Source organism: Xanthomonas sp. CFBP 8152 (genome assembly GCF_014199025.1).
GTDB classification, from domain to species: Bacteria; Pseudomonadota; Gammaproteobacteria; order Xanthomonadales; family Xanthomonadaceae; genus Xanthomonas; species Xanthomonas arboricola_B.
Genome location: NZ_JACHNO010000001.1, coordinates 252,373 through 271,933, shown reverse-complemented (window position 1 = coordinate 271,933; position 19,561 = coordinate 252,373). Strand labels below are relative to the sequence as shown.

The window sequence follows — 19,561 nt, the reverse complement described above, 5'->3', positions numbered from 1 at the left end:
CCGGACAACCTGTCCGCACCGGTGTCCGCGGACACTGCGGACACTAGCCGCCAGCCCACAAAATCGATTGCTTTCAATGGCTTGAAGATTGGCACATGTCCTGCTTTATCGCAGTGACGCCACCGAGCCAGCCGACCATGATTCGCGATACCTCTGCTCAGGACCAGGTTCTCCGTACACCCGCCCAGCGCGCGCCCTGGCGCCGTTGGCTATGGCCCGGCATCGCCGCGGTCGCGGTACTGGCCGGTATTGGCTGGGCGATCACCGCATGGAGCGCCGGCAGCCGCTCGTTCGATGCCAGCCGGGTGCGCATCGCCACGGTCAGCCAGGGCGACCTGGTCCGCGACATCGCCGCCGACGGCCGCGTCATCGCCGCCAACAGCCCGGTGCTGTATGCCATCTCGGCCGGCACCGTGACGCTGAGCGTGGTGGCCGGCGACGTGGTCAAGCAGGGCCAGGAGCTGGCACGTATCGACAGCCCGGAGCTGCGCAGCAAGCTGGCCCAGGAGCAGGCCACCCTGGCCGGGCTGGAAGCCGAGTCCAGCCGCGCCGCCCTGGATGCCACCCTGGCCCGCGCCACGGCCAGCAAGCTCACCGACCAGGCCAAGATCGACAAGCAGGCCGCCGCGCGCGACCTGGAACGCTACCAGCGCGGCTACGATGGCGGCGCGGTGCCGCAGGTGGAACTGGCCAAGGCCCAGGACACCCTGAAGAAGACCGACATCGACCTGCAGCACGCCGAACGGGATGCGTCCCTGAAGAGCCAGGGTGCAGACCTGGATTCGCGCAACAAGCGCCTGCTCGCCGACCGCCAGCGCGCGGTGGTGGCCGAGGTGCAGCGCCAGGTCGATGCGCTCACGCTGCTGTCGCCGTTCGATGGCCAGGTCGGCCAGGTGCAGGCCGTGCAGCACACCCAGGTCGCGGCGAACGCGCCGATCCTGGGCGTGGTGGACCTGTCCAAGTTCGAAGTCGAGATCAAGGTGCCGGAAAGTTTTGCGCGCGATCTGGCGATCGGCATGCCGGCGCAGCTCACCAGCGGCAGCGGCGAGCCGTTCCCGGGCGCCATCTCGGCGGTGTCGCCGGAAGTGGTCAACGGCGAAGTCACCGCGCGCATCCGCTTTGCCGACAAGCAGCCGCCGGGCCTGCGCCAGAGCCAGCGCATGAGCGCGCGCGTGGTGATGGACACGCGCCGCAACGTGCTCAAGGTCGAACGCGGCCCGTTCGTCGAACAATCCGGCGGCAGCTACGCCTACGTGATGGACGGCAACACCGCGGTGCGCCGGCCGGTGCGCATGGGTGTCAGCAGCCTGGGCGAGGTGCAGGTGCTGTCCGGACTGCAGGTCGGCGACCGCGTGGTGGTCTCCGGCGCAGACAACTTCGGTGACGCACCGCGCGTCACCGTCCACTAATTCTTTCTTCCCACCTTACCCGCAAAGGAATCGGCAATGCTCAAGATGCAATCGGTCTCCAAGGTCTTTCGCACCGAACAGGTGGAAACGCACGCGCTGCGCTCGCTGGACCTGCATGTGCGCGAAGGCGAATTCGTCGCGGTCACCGGCCCGTCCGGCTCGGGCAAGACCACTTTCCTCAACCTGGCCGGGCTGCTGGAGACCTTCACCAGCGGGCAGTACCTGCTTGACGGCGAAGACGTCAGCCATCTGTCTGACGACGCGCGTTCGCGCCTGCGCAACCGCAAGATCGGTTTCATCTTCCAGGGCTTCAACCTGATTCCCGATCTCAACCTGTTCGACAACGTCGATGTGCCGCTGCGTTATCGCGGCATGGCCGCGGCCGAACGCAAGCAGCGCATCGAAGAAGCCTTGACCAAGGTCGGGCTGGGCTCGCGCCTGAAGCACTACCCCACCGAGCTGTCCGGTGGCCAGCAGCAGCGCGCCGCCATTGCGCGCGCACTGGCCGGCAGCCCGCGCCTGTTGCTGGCCGACGAACCCACCGGCAACCTCGACTCGCAGATGGCACGCGGGGTGATGGAACTGCTGGAAGAGATCAACAGCCAGGGCACCACCATCGTGATGGTCACCCACGACCCGGAGCTGGCCGCACGCGCGCAGCGCAACGTGCATATCGTCGACGGCCAGGCCACCGATCTGGAACGCAACCCCGCCCTGATGCGCGCGCGCGACAGCGCCGCCACCCTGGCCGAGTAGGAGGCACACCCCATGTTCGGCTACTACTTCAATCTTGCCTTACGCAGCTTCCGCCGCAACAAGGTACTCACCGCGCTGATGGTGCTGGCCATCGCGCTCGGCATCGGCGCCAGCATGACCACGCTGACGGTGTTCTATGTGCTGTCCGGCGATCCGATCCCGCAGAAGAGCGACCGCTTGTTTAGCGTCCTGGTGGATCCATACCCCAAGGCCGGATACCAGCCGGGAGAAGAGCCTGGCGACCAGGTCACTCGCTTCGATGCCGAAGCGCTGCTGCGTGAAAAGCGTGCAAAACGCCAGGCGCTGATGACCGGCGGAAGAGTGGCGATCGAGCCCAGCAAGAATGGCATGACCGCCTTCAAATCCGAAGTACGCTTCACGTCGGCAGATTTCTTCCCGATGTTCGAAACGCCTTTCCTGTATGGCCAAGGCTGGTCGGCCAGTAGCGACGAGGCGCACGAACGCGTTGCGGTGATCACCCAGGAACTCAACGACAAGCTGTTCGACGGCAGCAATAGCGTTGGCCGCGACCTGCGCATGGACAAGAACACCTTCCGCATCGTTGGCGTTCTTGCTCACTGGAAAGCCAATCCGCGCTTTTACGATCTCAGCGATAGCTACGGCTCGAACGAACAGGCGTATCTGCCGTTTTCCGTGGCGATAGATCTGAAAATGGACCATTACGGCGGCACGAATTGCTACGGCAAGAGCGCCAGCAGTGATCAAACCGCGCTCAATGCGCCCTGCACCTGGATGCAGTACTGGGTGGAGCTCGATAGCCCAGCGCAGGCTGGCGACTACAAAGCCTACCTGGATAACTACTCCGATCAGCAGCGCGCTGCAGGGCGTTTCGAACGTCCGAACAATACGCGCCTGCGTAACGTGATGGAGTGGCTGGACTACAAGGAAGTGGTTCCTGGCGACGTTCGCCTGCAGCTGTGGCTGGCGATGGGCTTCCTGCTGGTGTGCCTGCTCAATACCGTGGGTCTGTTGCTCGCCAAGTTCCTGCGCCGCAGTGGAGAGATCGGTGTGCGTCGTGCCCTGGGCGCCTCACGCGGTGCCATCTTTGCGCAGTGCCTGGTCGAAGCCGGAACCGTCGGACTTGCCGGCGGCATTGCAGGGCTTGGGCTGGCATGGTTGGGCTTGTGGGTGGTGCGCCAACAACCTGTCGACTACGCCAAGCTTGCGCATCTGGATCCAAAGATGCTGTTGCTCACCTTCGCACTGGCGCTGGTTGCCAGTCTATTGGCCGGCTTGCTGCCGTCCTGGCGCGCCATCCAGGTCGCGCCCGCACTGCAGCTCAAAGCATCCTGACTCCCACACCCGCCGCGCTGCGGCGGGCACGGCCTCTTATCGAAGGTACCGCCCATGGACATCCGCCCCATCATTTCCACGTTGCGCCGTCACAAGACCGCAGCCGCATTGATCGTGCTCGAGATCGCACTGGCCTGCGCGATCATCTGCAATGCCATGTTTCTGATCGGCAACCGCATTGAAACGCTGCAACAGTCCAGTGGCATCGCTGAGTCGGAACTGGTCAGCGTCCAACTGGGGGGCATCGGTACCCAGGTCAATGCGCAAGCACGTACGCGCGAGGACCTGGCTGCGCTGCGAAGCCTGCCCGGTGTCCGTGGCGCGATCGTCATCAACCAGGTGCCCTTCGTCCATTACTCATGGAATAGCGGCATCTCCCTGACCAGGGAGCAGGAGCGCCAGACGCTCAATGCCGCACAATTCATGTCGGGCGAAAGCACCGTGGGCACGCTTGGCCTGCAACTGGTAGCCGGCAGGGATTTCGCTGCAAGCGAATTCATTGATATGGAGCAAGCGAACAACGACAGATTTCTCGACAGCCGAGGGATCTCGGTGATCATCGCGCAGCCCATGGCCGACAAGCTGTTCCCGAACCGCAATGCGTTGGGCAAGACAATTTACGCGGGTGAAACGGCATTACACATCATCGGCATCGTGCAGACACTGGCACGCCCGAACAACAACAATTTCAATGGCGTCAATCAAAGCAACTACTCGATGTTGCTGCCCATACGCATCGATTACACCTCAGGCCAGTACATCATCCGTGTCACCGACCAAGCGCGTCGCGCAGAGGTGTTGCAGTCCGCAGTCGCCGCATTGATGAAGTTGGACAACGGCCGACTGGTGCTGAAGCAGCAGACCTACAGCGAGATCCGCGACGAATACTTCCAGAACGACCGGGCGATGGTCTGGTTACTTGGTGCAGTCTGTATCGCGCTGCTGATCGTCACCGCGCTGGGCATCGTTGGCCTCGCCAGCTTCTGGGTGCAGCAACGCACCAAACAGATCGGCATTCGTCGCGCCCTGGGCGCAACGCGCGGCCAGATCCTGCGCTACTTCCAGATCGAGAATTTTCTGCTGGCCTCGGTCGGCATCGTGCTCGGCATGTTGCTGGCATACTCGATCAATGTCTGGTTGATGGCCCGCTACGAGTTGCCGCGCCTGCCGGTGCTGTATCTGCCGATCGGCGCACTGCTGCTCTGGGCGCTGGGCCAGATCGCCGTGTACTGGCCCGCACGGCGCGCCGCGCTGGTACCACCGGCGGTGGCCACGCGCAGCGCGTGATGCGCATGCTGCACGTCAGCGGTCGCTGTCGACCCGCCGACGTGCAGCACACAGCGATGTTGCGCAGATCCTGCACGATCGCAGCACGCTGAAATTAACGAGGACATCGGTCGTTTGTGAAACGCTGATTGCGCCACGATCGCCTTAACCAAGGCGCCTGCGGCGCGGATTCCTGGCCGCCTGATATCTGGCGCTGCGCCCGGACCTGCGCTTGAGGTCGGCATCGACGCAACCTGCTGCCAACCTCATTGCACTGCTCGGACGATCCCCACATTGCCGGAATCTGCCCCGTCTGGCAGGAGATTGTCAGGCGCATGCACTCTCCTTTGCCGGCACAGTTCCGCCACGCGTCGAATCCTGTTCTGATAGTCGTTCCCTCCCGCGCCTTCCACCGAGCAATGCGATGCCGCAGATTCTGATCATCGACGACAACACTGCTGTAGCCACTGCGCTGGAGGTGCTGTTCTCGCTGCACGATATCGAGGCGCGGCATGCGCACTCGCCGCAGGCCGGGTTGGCGCTGCTGGACGAGCAGGGGTTCGATCTGGTGATCCAGGACATGAACTTCACCGCCGACACTACCTCCGGCGAGGAAGGCGAAGCCTTGTTCACCCAGATCCGTCAGCGCCACCCGGACCTGCCGGTGATCCTGCTCACCGCCTGGACCCACCTGGGCAGCGCGGTTGGCCTGGTCAAGGCCGGTGCGGCCGACTACATCGCCAAGCCCTGGGACGACACCAAGCTGCTGACCACGGTCAACAACCTGCTGGAACTGTCCGAAGCGCGCCGCGAACTGGAACGTCGGCGCGAGCGCGAGCGGCGCGGTCGCGAGCAGCTGACCCAACGCTACGATCTGCGCGGCGCGGTGTTCGCCGACCCGGCCAGCGAGCGCGCGATCGCGCTTGCCTGCCAGGTTGCACGCTCGGACCTGCCGGTGCTGATCACTGGCCCCAACGGCAGCGGCAAGGAAAAGATCGCCGAGATCATCCAGGCCAACTCGCCCGCCAGGCACGGCCCTTTCATTGCGCTCAATTGCGGCGCATTGCCGGGCGACCTGATTGAAGCCGAACTGTTCGGCGCCGAAGCCGGCGCCTATACCGGCGCCAACAAGGCGCGCGAAGGCAAGTTCGAAGCTGCCGATGGCGGCACGCTGTTTCTGGACGAAATCGGCAACCTGCCGTTGGCCGGGCAGATGAAGCTGCTGCGCGTGCTGGAAACCGGCCGCTACGAACGCCTGGGCTCCAACCGCGAACGCCACGCCAAGGTGCGCGTGATCAGCGCCACCAATGCCGATCTGCAGTCCATGATCCGCGATGGCAGCTTCCGCGAGGATCTGTACTACCGCCTCAACACCGTGGAAGTCGCGCTGCCCGCCCTGGCCGAACGCCCCGGCGATATCGGGCCGTTGGCCGAGCACTTCCTGGTAGGCGAAAAACCGTTGTCCACCCAGGCCCGCGATGCCTTGCAGCGGCATGCCTGGCCCGGCAACGTGCGCGAGCTGCGCAATGTGCTGCAACGCGCGTCGCTGCTCGCGCAAGGTGTGCGCATCGAGGCCGGCGATCTGAACCTGCCGCGGCCAGCCGCGTCGCGCCCGGCCGCGCCGGCAAGCGGCGAACCGGATCGCGCCCGTATCGAGCAGGCACTGGCGCGCGCGCAGGGCGTCATCGCCCAGGCTGCCGCCGAGTTGGGGCTGAGCCGGCAGGCGCTGTATCGGCGCATGGACCGCTACGGCATCACTTCGGAATGATCCCCGACATGTGGCAACGCTCCTTCACGTTCTCGCTGTTTTTGCGGCTGTTGCCGGTGCTGGCGCTGGCCGCCGCGCTGCCCTGGTTCATGGCGTACTGGATGGACCGCGGCTGGCAAGTGGCCGCAGTGTCGGTGGTGGTGGTGCTGTCGGCGATGTGGTTCAGCCTCAGCCGCGCCACCGCGCCGATGCGCTCGCTGTTCCGCGCCCTGGCCGGCACCACCAGCAGCTACCGCGATGGCGAATACAACTTCGGCGTGTACTGGCGCGGTAGCGACGAACTGGCGCAACTGGTACAGGCGCATGCGGAACTGGGCGAGGTGCTGCGCGCGCAACGGCGCAACCTGGTGCAGCGCGAACTGATGCTCGACACCATGCTGCAGAACACCCCGGTGGCGATGCTGCTGGTGGTGGCCGGTGGCGATGGCGTGCGCCGCATCAGTTTCTCCAACAACGCCGCACGCAAGCTGTTGTACGACGGCCGCAAGCTCGAAGGCCAGCATCTGGACGACCTGCTCGCGCGCATGCCCGGCGAACTGCGCGATGCGCTGGCGCGCGGCGGCGATTGCCTGTTTGCGGTCCGCGAGGACGGCGATGACGAAGACGACGAGCAGATCTATCACCTGTCACGCCGCAGTTTCCATCTCAACGGACGCGGTCACGAGTTGCTGCTGATTCGCACCTTGACTACCGAACTGCGGCGCCAGGAAGTGCAGACCTGGAAGAAGGTCATCCGCGTGATCAGCCATGAATTGAACAACTCGCTCGCGCCGATCGCGTCGCTGGCGCACTCCGGCGCCGAGTTGCTGCGTCGCGAACGCACCGACCGGCTCGGCACGGTGTTCGAGACCATCGAAGAACGCGCACGTCATCTGGAAGGCTTCATCCGTGGCTATGCCCGCTTTGCCAAGTTGCCGCAGCCGCAGTTGCAGACCATCGAATGGGCACCGTTCCTGGAGCGTTTGCGGCAGCAGATTCCGTTCCAGCTGCAGGGCGCACTGAGCGATGTCTCCAGCCGCATCGATGCCGCGCAGATCGAGCAGGCGCTGCTCAACCTGCTCAAGAACGCGCACGAAGCCTGCAGCGAAGCGCAGCCGCCCAACAGCGAGGTCGCCGTGCGCGTCACGCGCGTGCCGCAGTGGCTGCGGATCGAAGTACTGGACCGCGGCAACGGCATGAACGAGGCCGTGCTGCATAACGCGCTGATGCCGTTCTACTCGACCAAGCGCAACGGCACCGGGCTCGGGCTTGCGCTCACCCGCGAGATCGCCGAAGCGCACGGCGGGCGCATCTCGCTGCATAACCGCGAGCACGGCGGGTTGTGCGTCACCTTGCTGCTGCCGGCTGCGGCGGCCGGCTAGCTCGCAAGCCCCTGGCGCGCGTTTCTCGGCCATTCCCAGTGCGATACCGCTGGCATGCGATCCACCCTCGAACCGACCGGGACGATCGCCAGCACCACTGAATTGCCACGCGTCGCCAGGCTGCCCAGGCTATTGCCTCGACCAGCATGCCAGCGTGGCCGGCATTGTCTCGCGATCATTCGCCGATCGCAGCTCAATCGCCGCGGATCGTCCCACGCTCGTCGATCCGCGGTTGTTTCAACGCACCGCAGGTATCGTCGTCACCGCTGGTGCGGGTGGCGGCGATGGCGCCGTAATAGCCGGCTCCCACGGTATTGTCGACGAACTGCCCGCCTTGCGAAGGACATTCGCCATCGGGCTTGATCCAGTCGGAAAATGCCGCGTACTTGCCGGTCTTGACGAAATGGTTGGTCGCCACGTAGGTGTTGTCGGAGGCATCCCGGGTGCGCACGGCATCGCCGTTGACGTCGGTGAAGGTATTGCCTTCGATGCGGTTGCCGGACGAGTGGTGCGCCAGGTAGATCGCGTGCACGAAACCCGAGGTCCTGGTGTCGTTCTCGATCGACACGAAGCGATTGCGTTCGATGCGGTTGTCGCGCGAGTTCTGCAAGCGGATCGCCGCGAACGAGTACGCCGCTTCGCTGCTGCTGCCATGAACCCCGCCAATCCGCTCGAAGGTCATGTTGCGGATGATGTTGCCGCTATTGCCGTCCGCGCTGCGCTTGCTGCTGCCCAGGTCCATCGCCATCCAGTAATTGCTGACCTTCAACCCGGCGAAGGTCAGCCGGGTGGCAGCATTGCCGCCGCCCTTCAGCGCAAACCAGGTCGCGCCACCGCGTCCGTCAAACCACGGAGGCGCGGCAGCATCGGGCGCAGCGATGAAGCGAATGGCTGCCCCGTTGGTGAATGTCCACTGCACCGACTGCCGCAGATACGTGCCTGCGGCGATCACCACGTCCACCGCACCGCTGGGCCGCTGCTCCAACAGCCGTTGCTGGGCGGCCGCCAGACTCCGCAATGCGGTCGTTGCGCTGGTACCTGCCGCCGCATCGTTGCCGTCCGGCGCCAGATATAGCCGGTAGGTCTGCGCATGGGCCGCAGCTGGCAGCACTGCCGCCGATAGCAGCAGCCATGTCACCAGCAACGCGCAACGTGGCGTTCGCATCGTGCATCTCCTGACCCATCGTGACGGGCGTAGCCTATGCATGGCATCGCTTTACAGCAGCTGTGCGCGCTGCAGCGACGTGCAGCCAGGCCGTACGCCTGTAGACAACACTACTTCTTGACCGGGCGTTCCCAGCCTTCGACCACGGTCTGACGCGCACGCGTGACGCTGAGCTGCCCGGCAGGCGCATCGCGGGTGATCACCGAGCCCGCGCCGATGGTGGCCATGGCGCCGATCTCGATCGGTGCCACCAGTGCGCTGTTGGAACCGACGAAGGCGCCATTGCCGATGGTGGTCTGCGACTTGTTTACCCCATCGTAGTTGCAGGTGATGGTGCCGGCGCCGATATTGACCTTGCTGCCGATCACCGCATCGCCCAGGTAGGTCAGATGGTTGGCCTTGCTGCCTACGCCCATCGTGACCTTCTTGGTCTCGACGAAGTTGCCGATGTGCACGCCATCGGCCAGCACGGTGCCAGGACGCAGCCGCGCGAACGGGCCAATCTGCACCGCCCCTTCGGTCGCCACGCCGTCCAGATCGCAATGGGCGTGGACCTGTGTGCCGGCACCGAGCGTCACATCGCGCAAGCGCACGAAAGGACCGATCACCACGCCATCGCCCAGCGTCACCTCGCCTTCCAGGATCACGTCGATATCCAGCTGCACGTCGCTGCCCACCGTCACGGTGCCGCGCTGCTCCACGCGCGCCGGATCGGCCATGCGCACGCCCTGCAGGCAGAGCGCACGGGCGGCCCGCAGCTGCCAGGCGCGTTCCAGCTGCGCCAGTTGCCAGGGGTCGTTGGCGCCTTCCACATCCTGCGCGTCGGCCACATGCACCATGTCGGCCGGGGTGAAATCGGCGGCGGCGCTGGCAAATACGTCGGTGAGATAGAACTCGCCCTGCGCATTTTCGTTGGACAGACCGGCCAGCCAGCGGCGTAGCGCCGTGGACTCGGCAGTGAGGATGCCGGTGTTGATGGTGCGGATGCGGCGCTGCTCGTCGTTGGCATCCTTCTGCTCGACGATCGCGGCGACCTTGCCTTCGGCATCGCGCAGGATGCGGCCGTAACCGGTGGGATCGGGCACATCGGCCACCAGCACCGCCATGCGCCCGGGGGCATGCAGCAACTGCAGCAGGTCCTGGGACTGGATCAGCGGCACATCGCCGTACAGCACCAGCACGGTGGCCGCATCCGGAATCGCATCCATCGCCTGCTGCACCGCATGCCCGGTGCCCAGTTGCCGACGCTGCTCGGCCCAGTGCAGATCGCCCTGCGCGGCAAACGCCGCCTGCACCTGCGCGCCACCGTGCCCGTGCACCACATGGATCGCCGCCGGTTGCAGCTGCCGCGCCGTGGCGATCACATGTGCCAGCATCGGCTGGCCCGCCAGCGGCTGCAGCACCTTGGGCAGGGACGAGCGCATGCGCTTGCCCTCGCCCGCGGCCAGGATCACGACGTGCAGGGGCAGGGTCATCGAAGCGTTCCAGAACGTGGGAGTACCAAATTCTAGTCGCTGTCCCGGCAGTGCGTCGTGTCCTGCCTGCAGCATGCGCGGCGATGACACTTTTCAAGCGCCGCTGCCGTTAGCATGAGCGCCCTTCCACGATGACCCGGCCTGCATGAGTCTGTTCCGCCAAGGCAGCCAATTCATGATCATTGGTGCCCTGCAGCTGGCGGTGGATTGCGGCATCTTCATCGCCGCCACCGCGGCCGGCATGCCGGCGGTCCCTGCCAACCTGCTCGGGCGGATCAGTGGCGCGGTGCTGGGCTTCTGGCTCAACGGCCGCTACACCTTTGCCCAGGCAGGCGGCGCACGTCTGGGCTGGCCGCGTTTTCGCCGCTTTGCGCTGATGTGGCTGGCGCTGACACTCGTCAGCACCTGGCTGTTGTCGGCAACGGTGGATCTGGTCGGCCTGCGTCAGGCCTGGCTGGCCAAACCGCTGGTGGAAGGCGGCCTGGCGATCGTGTCGTTTTTTCTGGGCCGGCACGTGGTGTATCGCTGAGCGAACGCGCCTAATCCCATGCAGTGTTGGACCTGGCGCGCATCAGTGGCAGAAATCGCCCAGGCTGCGCACCAGTGCGGCGCGATGCAGCGCGTCCAGCTGCCATTGCGCGGCGTCACGGGCTGCGGCACGCGCGGTGTGGGTCGGGCATTGCGGCGCTGCACGTGCCGGCGCGACATCGGCCAGCGCGTCGAGCAGTTCGCCCTGCAGTTGATCCAGACGCGTGCGCAGGCTCGCCAGATCCGGACGCGCGGTGTCCGGCGCGCGCCCGCGTTCGTGCCAGTGGTTCAACAACGCGTACTGCACCGCCTTGTTGGCCTCGATCTGCGCGGCGAAAAAGCGCGCCGCGTCGTCGGCATCCAGCCCATGCGCAGGCGCCTGCTCGCGCACGCTCTGCAGCACCGCCGCCTCGCGGGTCTGGTCCAGTACCGGCTTGCCGCTGTCCCACTTGCTCAGTGCCACCGCATCGCCGATCGCGTTGCGCTGCACGATGCGATCCAGCAACGCATCCAGCGACGACTGGCTGCGTACCGGTGGCGCACATCCCAGCATCGCCAGCGCCAGCAGGCCGCTCAGCGCGTAACCACGAAAGCCATCGATCGGGCGGGTCATCGGGCGTTCCTCATGCATGCGTGAGATGCCGCGCCGCCTGCAGCCGGCGGCACAGCGTAAGGCATGCAGTGTGCCTGCTGCGCCCCGGCCTGGAAGCAGCGCCACGCATGCGCAGCTCCAGAAACGAAAACGCCGACACGAGGGTCGGCGTTTTCACTCCACACCTGCGTGCGGCAGGTAGCCGGTCTCGCGTTTGCGTGCGCGACCAGTAGGGGCTCAGGCCCTCGTGCTCAATGCTTGAGATTGCGACGCAAGCGTTCCAGTGCCTGCAGCTGCACGGTCGCCTCGGCGAGCCGACGCTGCGCATCGGCCACATCCACCGTGTCGCCACGGTTGGCCAGCAGACGCTCAGCCTCTTCCTTGACCTTGCGCACGGCGGCTTCGTCGATGTCCTGCGCGCGTACTGCGGTGTCGACCAGCACGGTCACCACCTGCGGCTGCACTTCCAGGATGCCGCCGGAAATGGCGAAGTCCAGTTGTTCGCCGCTGGCAGTGGTGACCACCACCTTGCCCGGCTTCAGGCGCGTGATCAGCGGTGCGTGCTTGGGCGCAATGCCCAGCTCACCCAGCTCGCCGGTGGCCACGACCAGCGTCGCCTCACCGTGGAAGATTTCCTTCTCGGCGCTGACGATGTCGCAACGGATAGTGCTCATGGTGCCTCACTCTGTGAGGCGGGGAATCGGAAATCGGGAATGGGGAATCGGAAGAGCGGCTGGCTGCGCACGCTTCCTGTTCCCCACATTTCCGACTCGCCTACAACCCGCCTTTACGATTCCCGATTCCCGATTCCCGATTCCAGCCGCACAGCGGCTGGGATCCATCAGGCCTTGGCGCTCATCTTGTTGGCTTTCTCGACGGCTTCTTCGATGCTGCCGACCATGTAGAACGCCTGCTCCGGCAGGTGGTCGTACTCGCCGTCGCAGATCGCCTTGAAGCCGCGGATGGTGTCCTTCAGCGAGACGTACTTGCCCGGCGAGCCGGTGAACACTTCGGCCACGTGGAAGGGCTGGCTGAAGAAGCGCTCGATCTTGCGTGCGCGCGATACCGACTGCTTGTCCTCTTCGCTCAACTCGTCCATGCCCAGGATCGCGATGATATCCTTCAGTTCCTTGTACTTCTGCAAGGTCTGCTGGACGCGCTGGGCGGTGTCGTAGTGCTCGTGACCGATCACCAGCGGGTCCATCTGGCGGCTGGTGGAATCCAGCGGATCGACCGCCGGGTAGATACCCAGCGAGGCGATGTTGCGGCTCAGTGTGACGGTGGAATCCAGGTGGGCGAAGGTGGTCGCCGGCGACGGGTCGGTCAGGTCGTCCGCAGGCACGTACACGGCCTGGATCGAGGTGATCGAACCGCTCTTGGTCGAGGTGATGCGTTCCTGCAACACGCCCATTTCCTCGGCCAGAGTCGGCTGGTAGCCCACTGCCGATGGCATGCGACCCAGCAGCGCGGACACTTCGGTACCGGCCAGCGTGTAGCGGTAGATGTTGTCGACGAACAGCAGCACGTCCTTGCCCTTGCCGTTCTCGTCCTTCTCGTCGCGGAAGTACTCGGCCATGGTCAGGCCGGTCAGCGCAACGCGCAGACGGTTGCCCGGCGGCTCGTTCATCTGGCCGTACACCATCGCGACCTTATCCAGGACGTTGGAGTCTTTCATCTCGTGATAGAAGTCGTTGCCCTCACGGGTACGCTCGCCCACGCCGGCGAACACGGACAGACCCGAGTGCGCCTTGGCGATGTTGTTGATCAGCTCCATCATGTTGACGGTCTTGCCGACGCCGGCGCCGCCGAACAGGCCGACCTTGCCGCCCTTGGCGAACGGGCACATCAGGTCGATGACCTTGATGCCGGTTTCCAGCAGTTCGGTGCTGGAGGACTGGTCTTCATACGACGGCGCAGCGCGATGGATTTCCCAATGGTCCGACGCCTGCACGTCGCCGGCTTCGTCGATCGGACGACCCAGCACGTCCATGATGCGGCCCAGCGTCCCGGCACCGACCGGCACCGAAATGGCACGTTCGGTATTGGTGGCCAGCAGGTTGCGCTTCAGGCCGTCGGTGGAGCCGAGCGCAATCGTGCGCACCACGCCATCGCCGAGCTGCTGCTGCACTTCCAGGGTGATTTCGGTGCCTTCGACCTTCAACGCGTGATAGACCTTCGGCACTTCATTGCGCTGGAATTCGACGTCGACGACCGCGCCGATGATCTGAACGATCTTGCCCTGACTCATTTGGATAACTCCACTAATGTCTGTTCGATTCTGGTGTCGGGAATGGGGAATCGAGAATGGGGAATGGGAAGATCAAGAGCACCGACGGCCTTGCCTATTCCCGTTTGCCGATTCTCCATTCCCGGCTAGACAGCGGCCGCGCCGCTGACGATTTCCGAAATTTCCTGGGTGATCGCCGCCTGACGCGCCTTGTTGTAGACCAGTTGCAAGGTGCCGATCATCTTGTTGGCGTTGTCGCTGGCGGCCTTCATCGCCACCATGCGCGCGGCATGTTCGGAAGCCACGTTTTCCAGCACGGCCTGGTACACCAGCGACTCGATGTAACGCGTCATCACGTGCTCCAGCACGGTCGCGGCATCGGGTTCGTACAGGTAATCCCAATCGTGATGCGCCACCTTGTGCTCGGCGGCCGGCAGCGGCAGCAGCTGATCGAAGCTGGCCTTCTGCGTCATCGTGTTCACGAAGCGGTTGTAGACCAGATATACGCGGTCCACCTTGCCCTCGACGAACGCATCCAGCATCACCTTGATGACACCGATCAACTGCTCGATGTGCGGACTGTCGCCCAGATGGGTGACGCTACCGACCATGTTGACCTTGATGCGACGGAAGAACGCCGAGGCCTTCTGGCCGATGGTCACCACGTCGATCTCGGCGCCCTTCTCCTGCCACGGCCGCACTTCGCCCAGCATCTTGCGGAACAGGTTGTTGTTCAGACCGCCGGCCAGGCCGCGGTCGGAAGAGATCACGATGTAACCGACCCGCTTGACCTGCTCACGCTCGACCAGGAACGGATGCTGGTAGTCGGTGCTGGCTTGCGCCAGATGCCCGATCACCTGCTTCATCGCCTGCGCGTACGGACGCGAGGTCTTCATACGGTCCTGCGCCTTGCGGATCTTGGAGGCCGAGACCATTTCGAGCGCGCGCGTCACCTTGCGGGTGTTCTGCACGCTCTTGATCTTGGTTTTGATTTCGCGTCCGCCTGCCATACTCGCTCGCTTCGCTCGCTTAGTGGGAATGGGGAATCGTGAGTCGGGAATTGGCACAGCCAACCCGCTTTGACGATTCCCTATTCTCTATTCCCGATTCCCGCAGCTGGATTTACCAGCTGCCCGTGGTCTTGAACTCTTCGATGCCTTTCTTGAAGGCCGCTTCGATGTCGTTGTCCCAGCCGCCGGTGCTGTTGATCTTGGAGACCAGCTCACCCTGAGTGTTGGCGAAGTGCGCGTGCAGGCCTTCTTCGAACGCCAGCAGCTTGTTGACCGGCACTTCATCGAGGTAACCCTCGTTGACGGCGTAGATCGACAGCGCCTGGTTGGCGATGGACATCGGCGCGTACTGCTTCTGCTTCATCAGCTCGGTGACGCGCTGACCGCGCTCGAGCTGCTTGCGGGTGGCTTCGTCAAGGTCCGACGCGAACTGCGCGAATGCCGCCAGCTCGCGGTACTGCGCCAGCGAGATACGGATGCCGCCGGACAGCTTCTTGATGATCTTGGTCTGGGCTGCACCGCCAACGCGCGACACCGAGATACCGGCGTTCACCGCCGGGCGGATGCCGGCGTTGAACAGGTCGGTTTCCAGGAAGATCTGGCCGTCGGTGATCGAGATCACGTTGGTCGGCACGAACGCGGACACGTCGCCGGCCTGGGTTTCGATGATCGGCAGCGCGGTCAGCGAACCGGTCTTGCCGGTCACCGCCCCGTTGGTGAACTTCTCCACATACTCCTCGGACACGCGCGCCGCGCGCTCCAGCAGGCGGGAGTGCAGATAGAACACGTCGCCGGGATAGGCTTCGCGACCCGGCGGGCGCTTGAGCAGCAGCGAGATCTGGCGGTAGGCCACGGCCTGCTTGGACAGATCGTCGTACACGATCAGCGCGTCTTCGCCACGGTCCATGAAGTATTCGCCCATGGTGCAGCCGGCGTAGGGGCTGATGTACTGCATCGCGGCCGATTCGGACGCGGTCGCGGCCACCACCACGGTGTGCGCCAGTGCGCCGTTCTCTTCGAGCTTGCGTACGATGTTGGCAACGGTCGAGGCCTTCTGGCCGATCGCCACGTACACGCACTTGATGCCCGTGCCCTTCTGGTTGATCACCGCATCGATCGCCAGCGCGGTCTTGCCGGTCTGACGGTCGCCGATGACCAGCTCGCGCTGACCACGGCCGATCGGGATCATCGCATCGACCGACTTGTAACCGGTCTGTACCGGCTGGTCGACCGACTTGCGCCAGATCACGCCCGGCGCAACGCGCTCAACCGGTGCGGTCTGGCTGGCGCCCAGCGGACCCTTGCCGTCGATCGGCTCGCCGAGCGCGTTGACCACGCGACCGAGCAATTCCGGACCGACCGGCACTTCCAGGATGCGGCCGGTGGTCTTGGCCACGTCGCCTTCGCGCAGGTTCTCGTAATCGCCCAGCACCACGGCGCCGACCGAATCGCGCTCCAGGTTCAGTGCAAGCGCGAAGGTGTTGTTCGGCAGTTCGATCATTTCGCCCTGCATCACGTCGGCCAAGCCGAAGATGCGCACGATGCCGTCGGACACGCTGGTCACGGAGCCTTCGTTGCGCGACTCTGCGGACAGCTTGACCGCCTCGATGCGGGTCTTGATCAGGTCGCTGATTTCGGAGGGGTTGAGCGTGGTTGCCATCGTTCAGTCCTAGGTGCCGGCCGCGAGGGCCATGCGTTTATGTGAATTCAGTGGGCGAGCGAGCTTTGCAGACGCGCGAGCTTGCCCTTCAGCGAGCCATCGATGACCACGTCGCCGGTGTCGATCACCGCGCCGCCGATCAACGAAGCATCCACCGCGGTGGTGATGTCCACCTCGCGGCCGAAACGCTTCTTCAGCGCAGCAGCGATCGTGTCCAGCTCCGCCTGGCTCATTGCAGCCGCCGAGGTCACCGTCGCCTTGACGACGTGTTCGGCTTCGGCCCGCAGCTGTTCGTACAAGCCTGCCACTTCCGGCAGCAGCGACAGCCGCTGCGCGTCGGCCAGCAGGCCGAGGAAACGCAGATAGTCTTCGCTCGCCTGCGGCGGCGCCAGCAACGTCACTGCCTGATCCTGGCTCAGGGCCGGGTTGAGCAGCAGCGCGGCCACGCGCGGGTCGCCGGCCACCTGCGCCGAAAACGCCAGCGCCTCGGACCAGGGCGCGAAGTTGCCGCCCTCACGCGCGATCGCAAACGCGGCGCGGCCGTACGGACGGGCAAGTGTGAGGGCCTGACTCATCGATTAAATCTCCGCCGCCAGCTCGTCGAGCAGCGCCTTGTGGGCGTTGGCATCGATTTCGCGCTTGAGCAGCTTTTCGGCACCGCTGACGGCCAGCACGGACACCTGCTTGCGCAGCTCCTCACGGGCACGCGTGGCGGATGCGTCGATCGCGGTCTGCGCCAGATCCTTCTGACGGTTGGCTTCGGCAATTGCCTCGTGCTTGGCCGCTTCGATGATCTGGTTGGCGCGCGCATGGGCCTGATCGATGATCTCGTTGGCCTTAGTGCGTGCGTCCTTCAATGCTTCGTTGACCTTTTCCTGCGCCTGCGCCAGATCCTTCTGACTGCGATCGGCCGCAGCCAGACCTTCAGCGATCTTTTGCTGACGCTCTTCGATCGCCTGCAGCAGCGGCGGCCAGATCTTGGTCGCGACGATCCAGATCAGACCGGCGAAGGCCAGCGCCTGGGCAAAGATGGTAAGGGTGATATCCATGGGTCGCTCAATCGCTGTTTAGGGGTGAAAGCGCCACCGCATGGCGACGCTTTCCGACCTTCATCCGCGGACGCAACCGCACGCGGTTGCCTCCACATCCTGCTACCGCTGGATCAGCCGGCAGCCTGCGACAGACGCTCGATGAACACCTGGGCCAGCGGATTGGCAAAGGCGAACAGCAGGCCGACGGCGACGCTGATGATGAACGCGGCGTCGATCAGGCCGGCGGTGATGAACATGCGGACCTGCAGTACCGGGATCAGTTCCGGCTGACGTGCAGCCGATTCCAGGAACTTGCCAGCCATGATGGCCAGACCGAGGCCGGCACCCAGCGCGGCCAGGCCGATCATGATGCCGACGGCAAGGACGGTGGAGCTCTGGACTTGAGCGAGGTTGGTCAGGACGGCGAGGTACATGGTGATCTCCGAACGAAAGTTTCTAAGGGTGATGGATGAATCGGGATGAAGCGTATGAAGGGTGCAGCGAAACTCAGTGACTGTCTTCGGCAAGGCTCAGATACACGATCGACAGCATCATGAAAATGAAGGCCTGCAACGGAATCACCAACAGGTGGAACAGCATCCAGCCGAGGCCGAATACGCCGCCAGCGACCATGCCGGCGATGCCCGCACCGCCCAGCACCCAGATCAGCAGGAAGACGATCTCGCCGCCGAACATGTTGCCGAACAGTCGCATCGCCAGCGAAATCGGCTTGCTCAGCCACTCGACGATGTTCAAAAGCAGGTTGAACGGCATCATCCATTTGCCGAACGGCGCCGTCAGGAATTCCTTGGTCATGCCGCCCACACCCTTGGAGCGCAGCGAGAAGACGATCATCAGGAAGAACACGCTGATCGACATGCCCAAGGTGGCATTGACGTCGGCGGTGGGCACCGGCTTCCAGGCGTGGATGCCTGCCCAGCCCAGCGGGATGGCGATGAAATCGGCCGGAATCATCTTGATGAGGTTCATCAACAGGATCCAGAAGAAGATGGTGATCGCGATCGGCGTCACCAGCTTGCTGCTGCCGTGATAGGTGTCCTTGGCCTGGCGGTCGACGAACTCCAGGCAGATCTCGACGAACGCCTGCCACTTGCCCGGTACGCCGGCGGTGGCATTGCGGGTCGCCGTCCAGAACGCGAAGACCATCACCAGGCCCATCAACACCGCCATGACCAGGGTGTCGACGTGGATGGTCCAAAACGTGCCGCCACCCTCGCGAACCGGATAGATCAGGTTCTGCAAGTGATGCTGGATATAGGAGGTAGGTGTTGCTGCCTCGCCCGCCATGTGTCCGGAGCCCTTTAAGTTCGAATCAACGCCTGGCCAGAGCCAGAACCTGAAAAATCAGCCCGATGGCGATACCCGCCAACAAGGCCAGAGGAGGCAGCCGCCACAGGCCGAAGCCAAGCGCCAGCGCCACGAAAACCAACACCCACTTCAACACCATCGCCAGAATCAGCCGCACCATGGCAATGCCGGCTGCCTGAATACCGCCACCTAGCGCGGTACGTGCTGCCACCCAACCGCCCAACACCGTCGCAAACCCGGTCAATGCCAGACCGGCAGCGTGGCGGGGACCGACCAACAGCAACCCCAGACTGGTTATAGCTACAGCGGCAAGCGGATATACCGCAGCGCGCAGCATCAACCGCCGACCCGCGTCAACGGAGTTCAGCACTACGGTTACCTTACGTGTGAATGAGTGGGAAGCGCAGATGCGCCTCGTCGAGCCGCGAAAGTATAGCAATGGGACAAATTGCGAGACAACCGGCAAAGGTCATTCGTTGCTGCGTCGCACCATACAGGTTGCCGACGCGGGTGGGAACTTTGCCACAAACCGGCGGTCATAACTGGCGAGGCCTGCACATCCTCGTCGAAAGGTTTTGCCGCAGGTCGCCCATGGGAGCCCCGGGACACCGGGGCTCCTGCTTTTACGCATTTTGTCGCACCCTGCAACCTTCCCATCCGCGGTCCAATC

Annotated in this window: 19 protein-coding genes; 7 read left to right on the top strand and 12 right to left on the bottom strand. The window is 64.3% G+C overall.

What is annotated here, in order from left to right; all coding sequences use genetic code 11:
• The first annotated feature begins 137 nt into the window (after window positions 1-137).
• The 6 genes from FHT09_RS01255 (at window position 138) to FHT09_RS01230 (ending at window position 7,874) form a co-directional block, all read left to right on the top strand.
• Window positions 138-1,409, top strand: a complete 1,272-nt coding sequence (locus tag FHT09_RS01255) for an efflux RND transporter periplasmic adaptor subunit (RefSeq protein WP_104605969.1) — start codon at window positions 138-140, stop codon at window positions 1,407-1,409.
• A gap of 36 nt (window positions 1,410-1,445) precedes the next feature.
• Entirely contained in the window at window positions 1,446-2,165 is a 720-nt protein-coding gene (locus tag FHT09_RS01250) for an ABC transporter ATP-binding protein (protein WP_047127363.1), read from the top strand.
• 12 nt (window positions 2,166-2,177) lie between these two features.
• The gene (locus FHT09_RS01245; RefSeq protein ID WP_104536363.1) at window positions 2,178-3,479 is read left to right on the top strand and encodes an ABC transporter permease; all 1,302 of its coding nucleotides are present in this window, start codon (window positions 2,178-2,180) and stop codon (window positions 3,477-3,479) included.
• A 54-nt stretch (window positions 3,480-3,533) separates the two neighbouring features.
• A complete protein-coding gene (locus FHT09_RS01240) occupies window positions 3,534-4,766 on the top strand; it encodes an FtsX-like permease family protein (RefSeq protein WP_104536364.1) in 1,233 nt (410 codons plus the stop codon).
• Between the two features lie 403 nt (window positions 4,767-5,169).
• Window positions 5,170-6,513: a sigma-54 dependent transcriptional regulator gene (locus tag FHT09_RS01235; RefSeq protein WP_104605943.1), complete on the top strand. Its 1,344-nt coding sequence runs from the start codon at window positions 5,170-5,172 to the stop codon at window positions 6,511-6,513.
• 8 nt (window positions 6,514-6,521) lie between these two features.
• Complete coding sequence (locus tag FHT09_RS01230; RefSeq protein ID WP_104536745.1) at window positions 6,522-7,874, top strand: HAMP domain-containing sensor histidine kinase; 1,353 nt, start codon at window positions 6,522-6,524, stop codon at window positions 7,872-7,874.
• 193 nt (window positions 7,875-8,067) lie between these two features.
• Here FHT09_RS01230 and FHT09_RS01225 read toward each other — a convergent pair whose 3' ends face one another.
• Both FHT09_RS01225 and glmU read right to left on the bottom strand, forming a co-directional pair.
• Window positions 8,068-9,039: a right-handed parallel beta-helix repeat-containing protein gene (locus FHT09_RS01225; RefSeq protein WP_104605944.1), complete on the bottom strand. Its 972-nt coding sequence runs from the start codon at window positions 9,037-9,039 to the stop codon at window positions 8,068-8,070.
• Between the two features lie 110 nt (window positions 9,040-9,149).
• Window positions 9,150-10,514 (bottom strand): bifunctional UDP-N-acetylglucosamine diphosphorylase/glucosamine-1-phosphate N-acetyltransferase GlmU, encoded by a 1,365-nt coding sequence (glmU, locus tag FHT09_RS01220; protein ID WP_104605945.1) that lies wholly within the window; start codon window positions 10,512-10,514, stop codon window positions 9,150-9,152.
• A 145-nt stretch (window positions 10,515-10,659) separates the two neighbouring features.
• On the opposite strand from glmU, the gene FHT09_RS01215 reads away from it, so the two are divergent.
• Entirely contained in the window at window positions 10,660-11,043 is a 384-nt protein-coding gene (locus FHT09_RS01215) for a GtrA family protein (protein ID WP_104536368.1), read from the top strand.
• A gap of 42 nt (window positions 11,044-11,085) precedes the next feature.
• Here the strand turns inward: FHT09_RS01215 and FHT09_RS01210 are convergent, their stop codons facing one another.
• The 10 genes from FHT09_RS01210 to FHT09_RS01165 all read right to left on the bottom strand — a co-directional run bounded on the left by FHT09_RS01210 (window position 11,086) and on the right by FHT09_RS01165 (window position 19,261).
• Window positions 11,086-11,655: a chorismate mutase gene (locus tag FHT09_RS01210; protein WP_104605970.1), complete on the bottom strand. Its 570-nt coding sequence runs from the start codon at window positions 11,653-11,655 to the stop codon at window positions 11,086-11,088.
• A 230-nt stretch (window positions 11,656-11,885) separates the two neighbouring features.
• Window positions 11,886-12,308, bottom strand: a complete 423-nt coding sequence (locus tag FHT09_RS01205) for a F0F1 ATP synthase subunit epsilon (RefSeq protein WP_024938404.1) — start codon at window positions 12,306-12,308, stop codon at window positions 11,886-11,888.
• Window positions 12,309-12,475: 167 nt separating this feature from the next.
• A complete protein-coding gene (gene atpD, locus FHT09_RS01200) occupies window positions 12,476-13,882 on the bottom strand; it encodes a F0F1 ATP synthase subunit beta (RefSeq protein WP_046963369.1) in 1,407 nt (468 codons plus the stop codon).
• Between the two features lie 125 nt (window positions 13,883-14,007).
• Window positions 14,008-14,871: a F0F1 ATP synthase subunit gamma gene (gene atpG, locus FHT09_RS01195; protein WP_104605946.1), complete on the bottom strand. Its 864-nt coding sequence runs from the start codon at window positions 14,869-14,871 to the stop codon at window positions 14,008-14,010.
• 112 nt (window positions 14,872-14,983) lie between these two features.
• Window positions 14,984-16,531: a F0F1 ATP synthase subunit alpha gene (gene atpA, locus FHT09_RS01190; protein ID WP_047127371.1), complete on the bottom strand. Its 1,548-nt coding sequence runs from the start codon at window positions 16,529-16,531 to the stop codon at window positions 14,984-14,986.
• A gap of 47 nt (window positions 16,532-16,578) precedes the next feature.
• On the bottom strand, window positions 16,579-17,106 hold the full coding sequence (locus tag FHT09_RS01185; protein ID WP_104605947.1) for a F0F1 ATP synthase subunit delta: 528 nt from the start codon (window positions 17,104-17,106) through the stop codon (window positions 16,579-16,581).
• 3 nt (window positions 17,107-17,109) lie between these two features.
• Window positions 17,110-17,580: a F0F1 ATP synthase subunit B gene (locus FHT09_RS01180; protein WP_104605948.1), complete on the bottom strand. Its 471-nt coding sequence runs from the start codon at window positions 17,578-17,580 to the stop codon at window positions 17,110-17,112.
• Between the two features lie 113 nt (window positions 17,581-17,693).
• Complete coding sequence (gene atpE / locus FHT09_RS01175; protein ID WP_002814105.1) at window positions 17,694-17,996, bottom strand: F0F1 ATP synthase subunit C; 303 nt, start codon at window positions 17,994-17,996, stop codon at window positions 17,694-17,696.
• 73 nt (window positions 17,997-18,069) lie between these two features.
• Window positions 18,070-18,870, bottom strand: a complete 801-nt coding sequence (gene atpB / locus FHT09_RS01170; RefSeq protein WP_016901015.1) for a F0F1 ATP synthase subunit A — start codon at window positions 18,868-18,870, stop codon at window positions 18,070-18,072.
• A gap of 25 nt (window positions 18,871-18,895) precedes the next feature.
• Entirely contained in the window at window positions 18,896-19,261 is a 366-nt protein-coding gene (locus FHT09_RS01165; protein ID WP_104605949.1) for a hypothetical protein, read from the bottom strand.
• Between the last annotated feature and the right edge of the window lie 300 nt (window positions 19,262-19,561).

Excerpts from the sequence above, each read along its gene's own strand:
- FHT09_RS01180 (WP_104605948.1), bottom strand. The coding sequence starts at position 17,580 with ATGGATATCACCCTTACCATCTTTGCCCAGGCGCTGGCCTTCGCCGGT.
- FHT09_RS01210 (WP_104605970.1), bottom strand. The coding sequence starts at position 11,655 with ATGACCCGCCCGATCGATGGCTTTCGTGGTTACGCGCTGAGCGGCCTG.
- atpD (WP_046963369.1), bottom strand. The coding sequence starts at position 13,882 with ATGAGTCAGGGCAAGATCGTTCAGATCATCGGCGCGGTCGTCGACGTC.
- FHT09_RS01245 (WP_104536363.1), top strand. The coding sequence starts at position 2,178 with ATGTTCGGCTACTACTTCAATCTTGCCTTACGCAGCTTCCGCCGCAAC.
- FHT09_RS01250 (WP_047127363.1), top strand. The coding sequence starts at position 1,446 with ATGCTCAAGATGCAATCGGTCTCCAAGGTCTTTCGCACCGAACAGGTG.
- FHT09_RS01255 (WP_104605969.1), top strand. The coding sequence starts at position 138 with ATGATTCGCGATACCTCTGCTCAGGACCAGGTTCTCCGTACACCCGCC.
- atpB (WP_016901015.1), bottom strand. The coding sequence starts at position 18,870 with ATGGCGGGCGAGGCAGCAACACCTACCTCCTATATCCAGCATCACTTG.
- FHT09_RS01215 (WP_104536368.1), top strand. The coding sequence starts at position 10,660 with ATGAGTCTGTTCCGCCAAGGCAGCCAATTCATGATCATTGGTGCCCTG.
- atpG (WP_104605946.1), bottom strand. The coding sequence starts at position 14,871 with ATGGCAGGCGGACGCGAAATCAAAACCAAGATCAAGAGCGTGCAGAAC.
- FHT09_RS01205 (WP_024938404.1), bottom strand. The coding sequence starts at position 12,308 with ATGAGCACTATCCGTTGCGACATCGTCAGCGCCGAGAAGGAAATCTTC.
- FHT09_RS01230 (WP_104536745.1), top strand. The coding sequence starts at position 6,522 with ATGTGGCAACGCTCCTTCACGTTCTCGCTGTTTTTGCGGCTGTTGCCG.
- FHT09_RS01235 (WP_104605943.1), top strand. The coding sequence starts at position 5,170 with ATGCCGCAGATTCTGATCATCGACGACAACACTGCTGTAGCCACTGCG.
- atpE (WP_002814105.1), bottom strand. The coding sequence starts at position 17,996 with ATGTACCTCGCCGTCCTGACCAACCTCGCTCAAGTCCAGAGCTCCACC.
- FHT09_RS01185 (WP_104605947.1), bottom strand. The coding sequence starts at position 17,106 with ATGAGTCAGGCCCTCACACTTGCCCGTCCGTACGGCCGCGCCGCGTTT.
- FHT09_RS01240 (WP_104536364.1), top strand. The coding sequence starts at position 3,534 with ATGGACATCCGCCCCATCATTTCCACGTTGCGCCGTCACAAGACCGCA.
- atpA (WP_047127371.1), bottom strand. The coding sequence starts at position 16,531 with ATGGCAACCACGCTCAACCCCTCCGAAATCAGCGACCTGATCAAGACC.
- FHT09_RS01225 (WP_104605944.1), bottom strand. The coding sequence starts at position 9,039 with ATGCGAACGCCACGTTGCGCGTTGCTGGTGACATGGCTGCTGCTATCG.
- glmU (WP_104605945.1), bottom strand. The coding sequence starts at position 10,514 with ATGACCCTGCCCCTGCACGTCGTGATCCTGGCCGCGGGCGAGGGCAAG.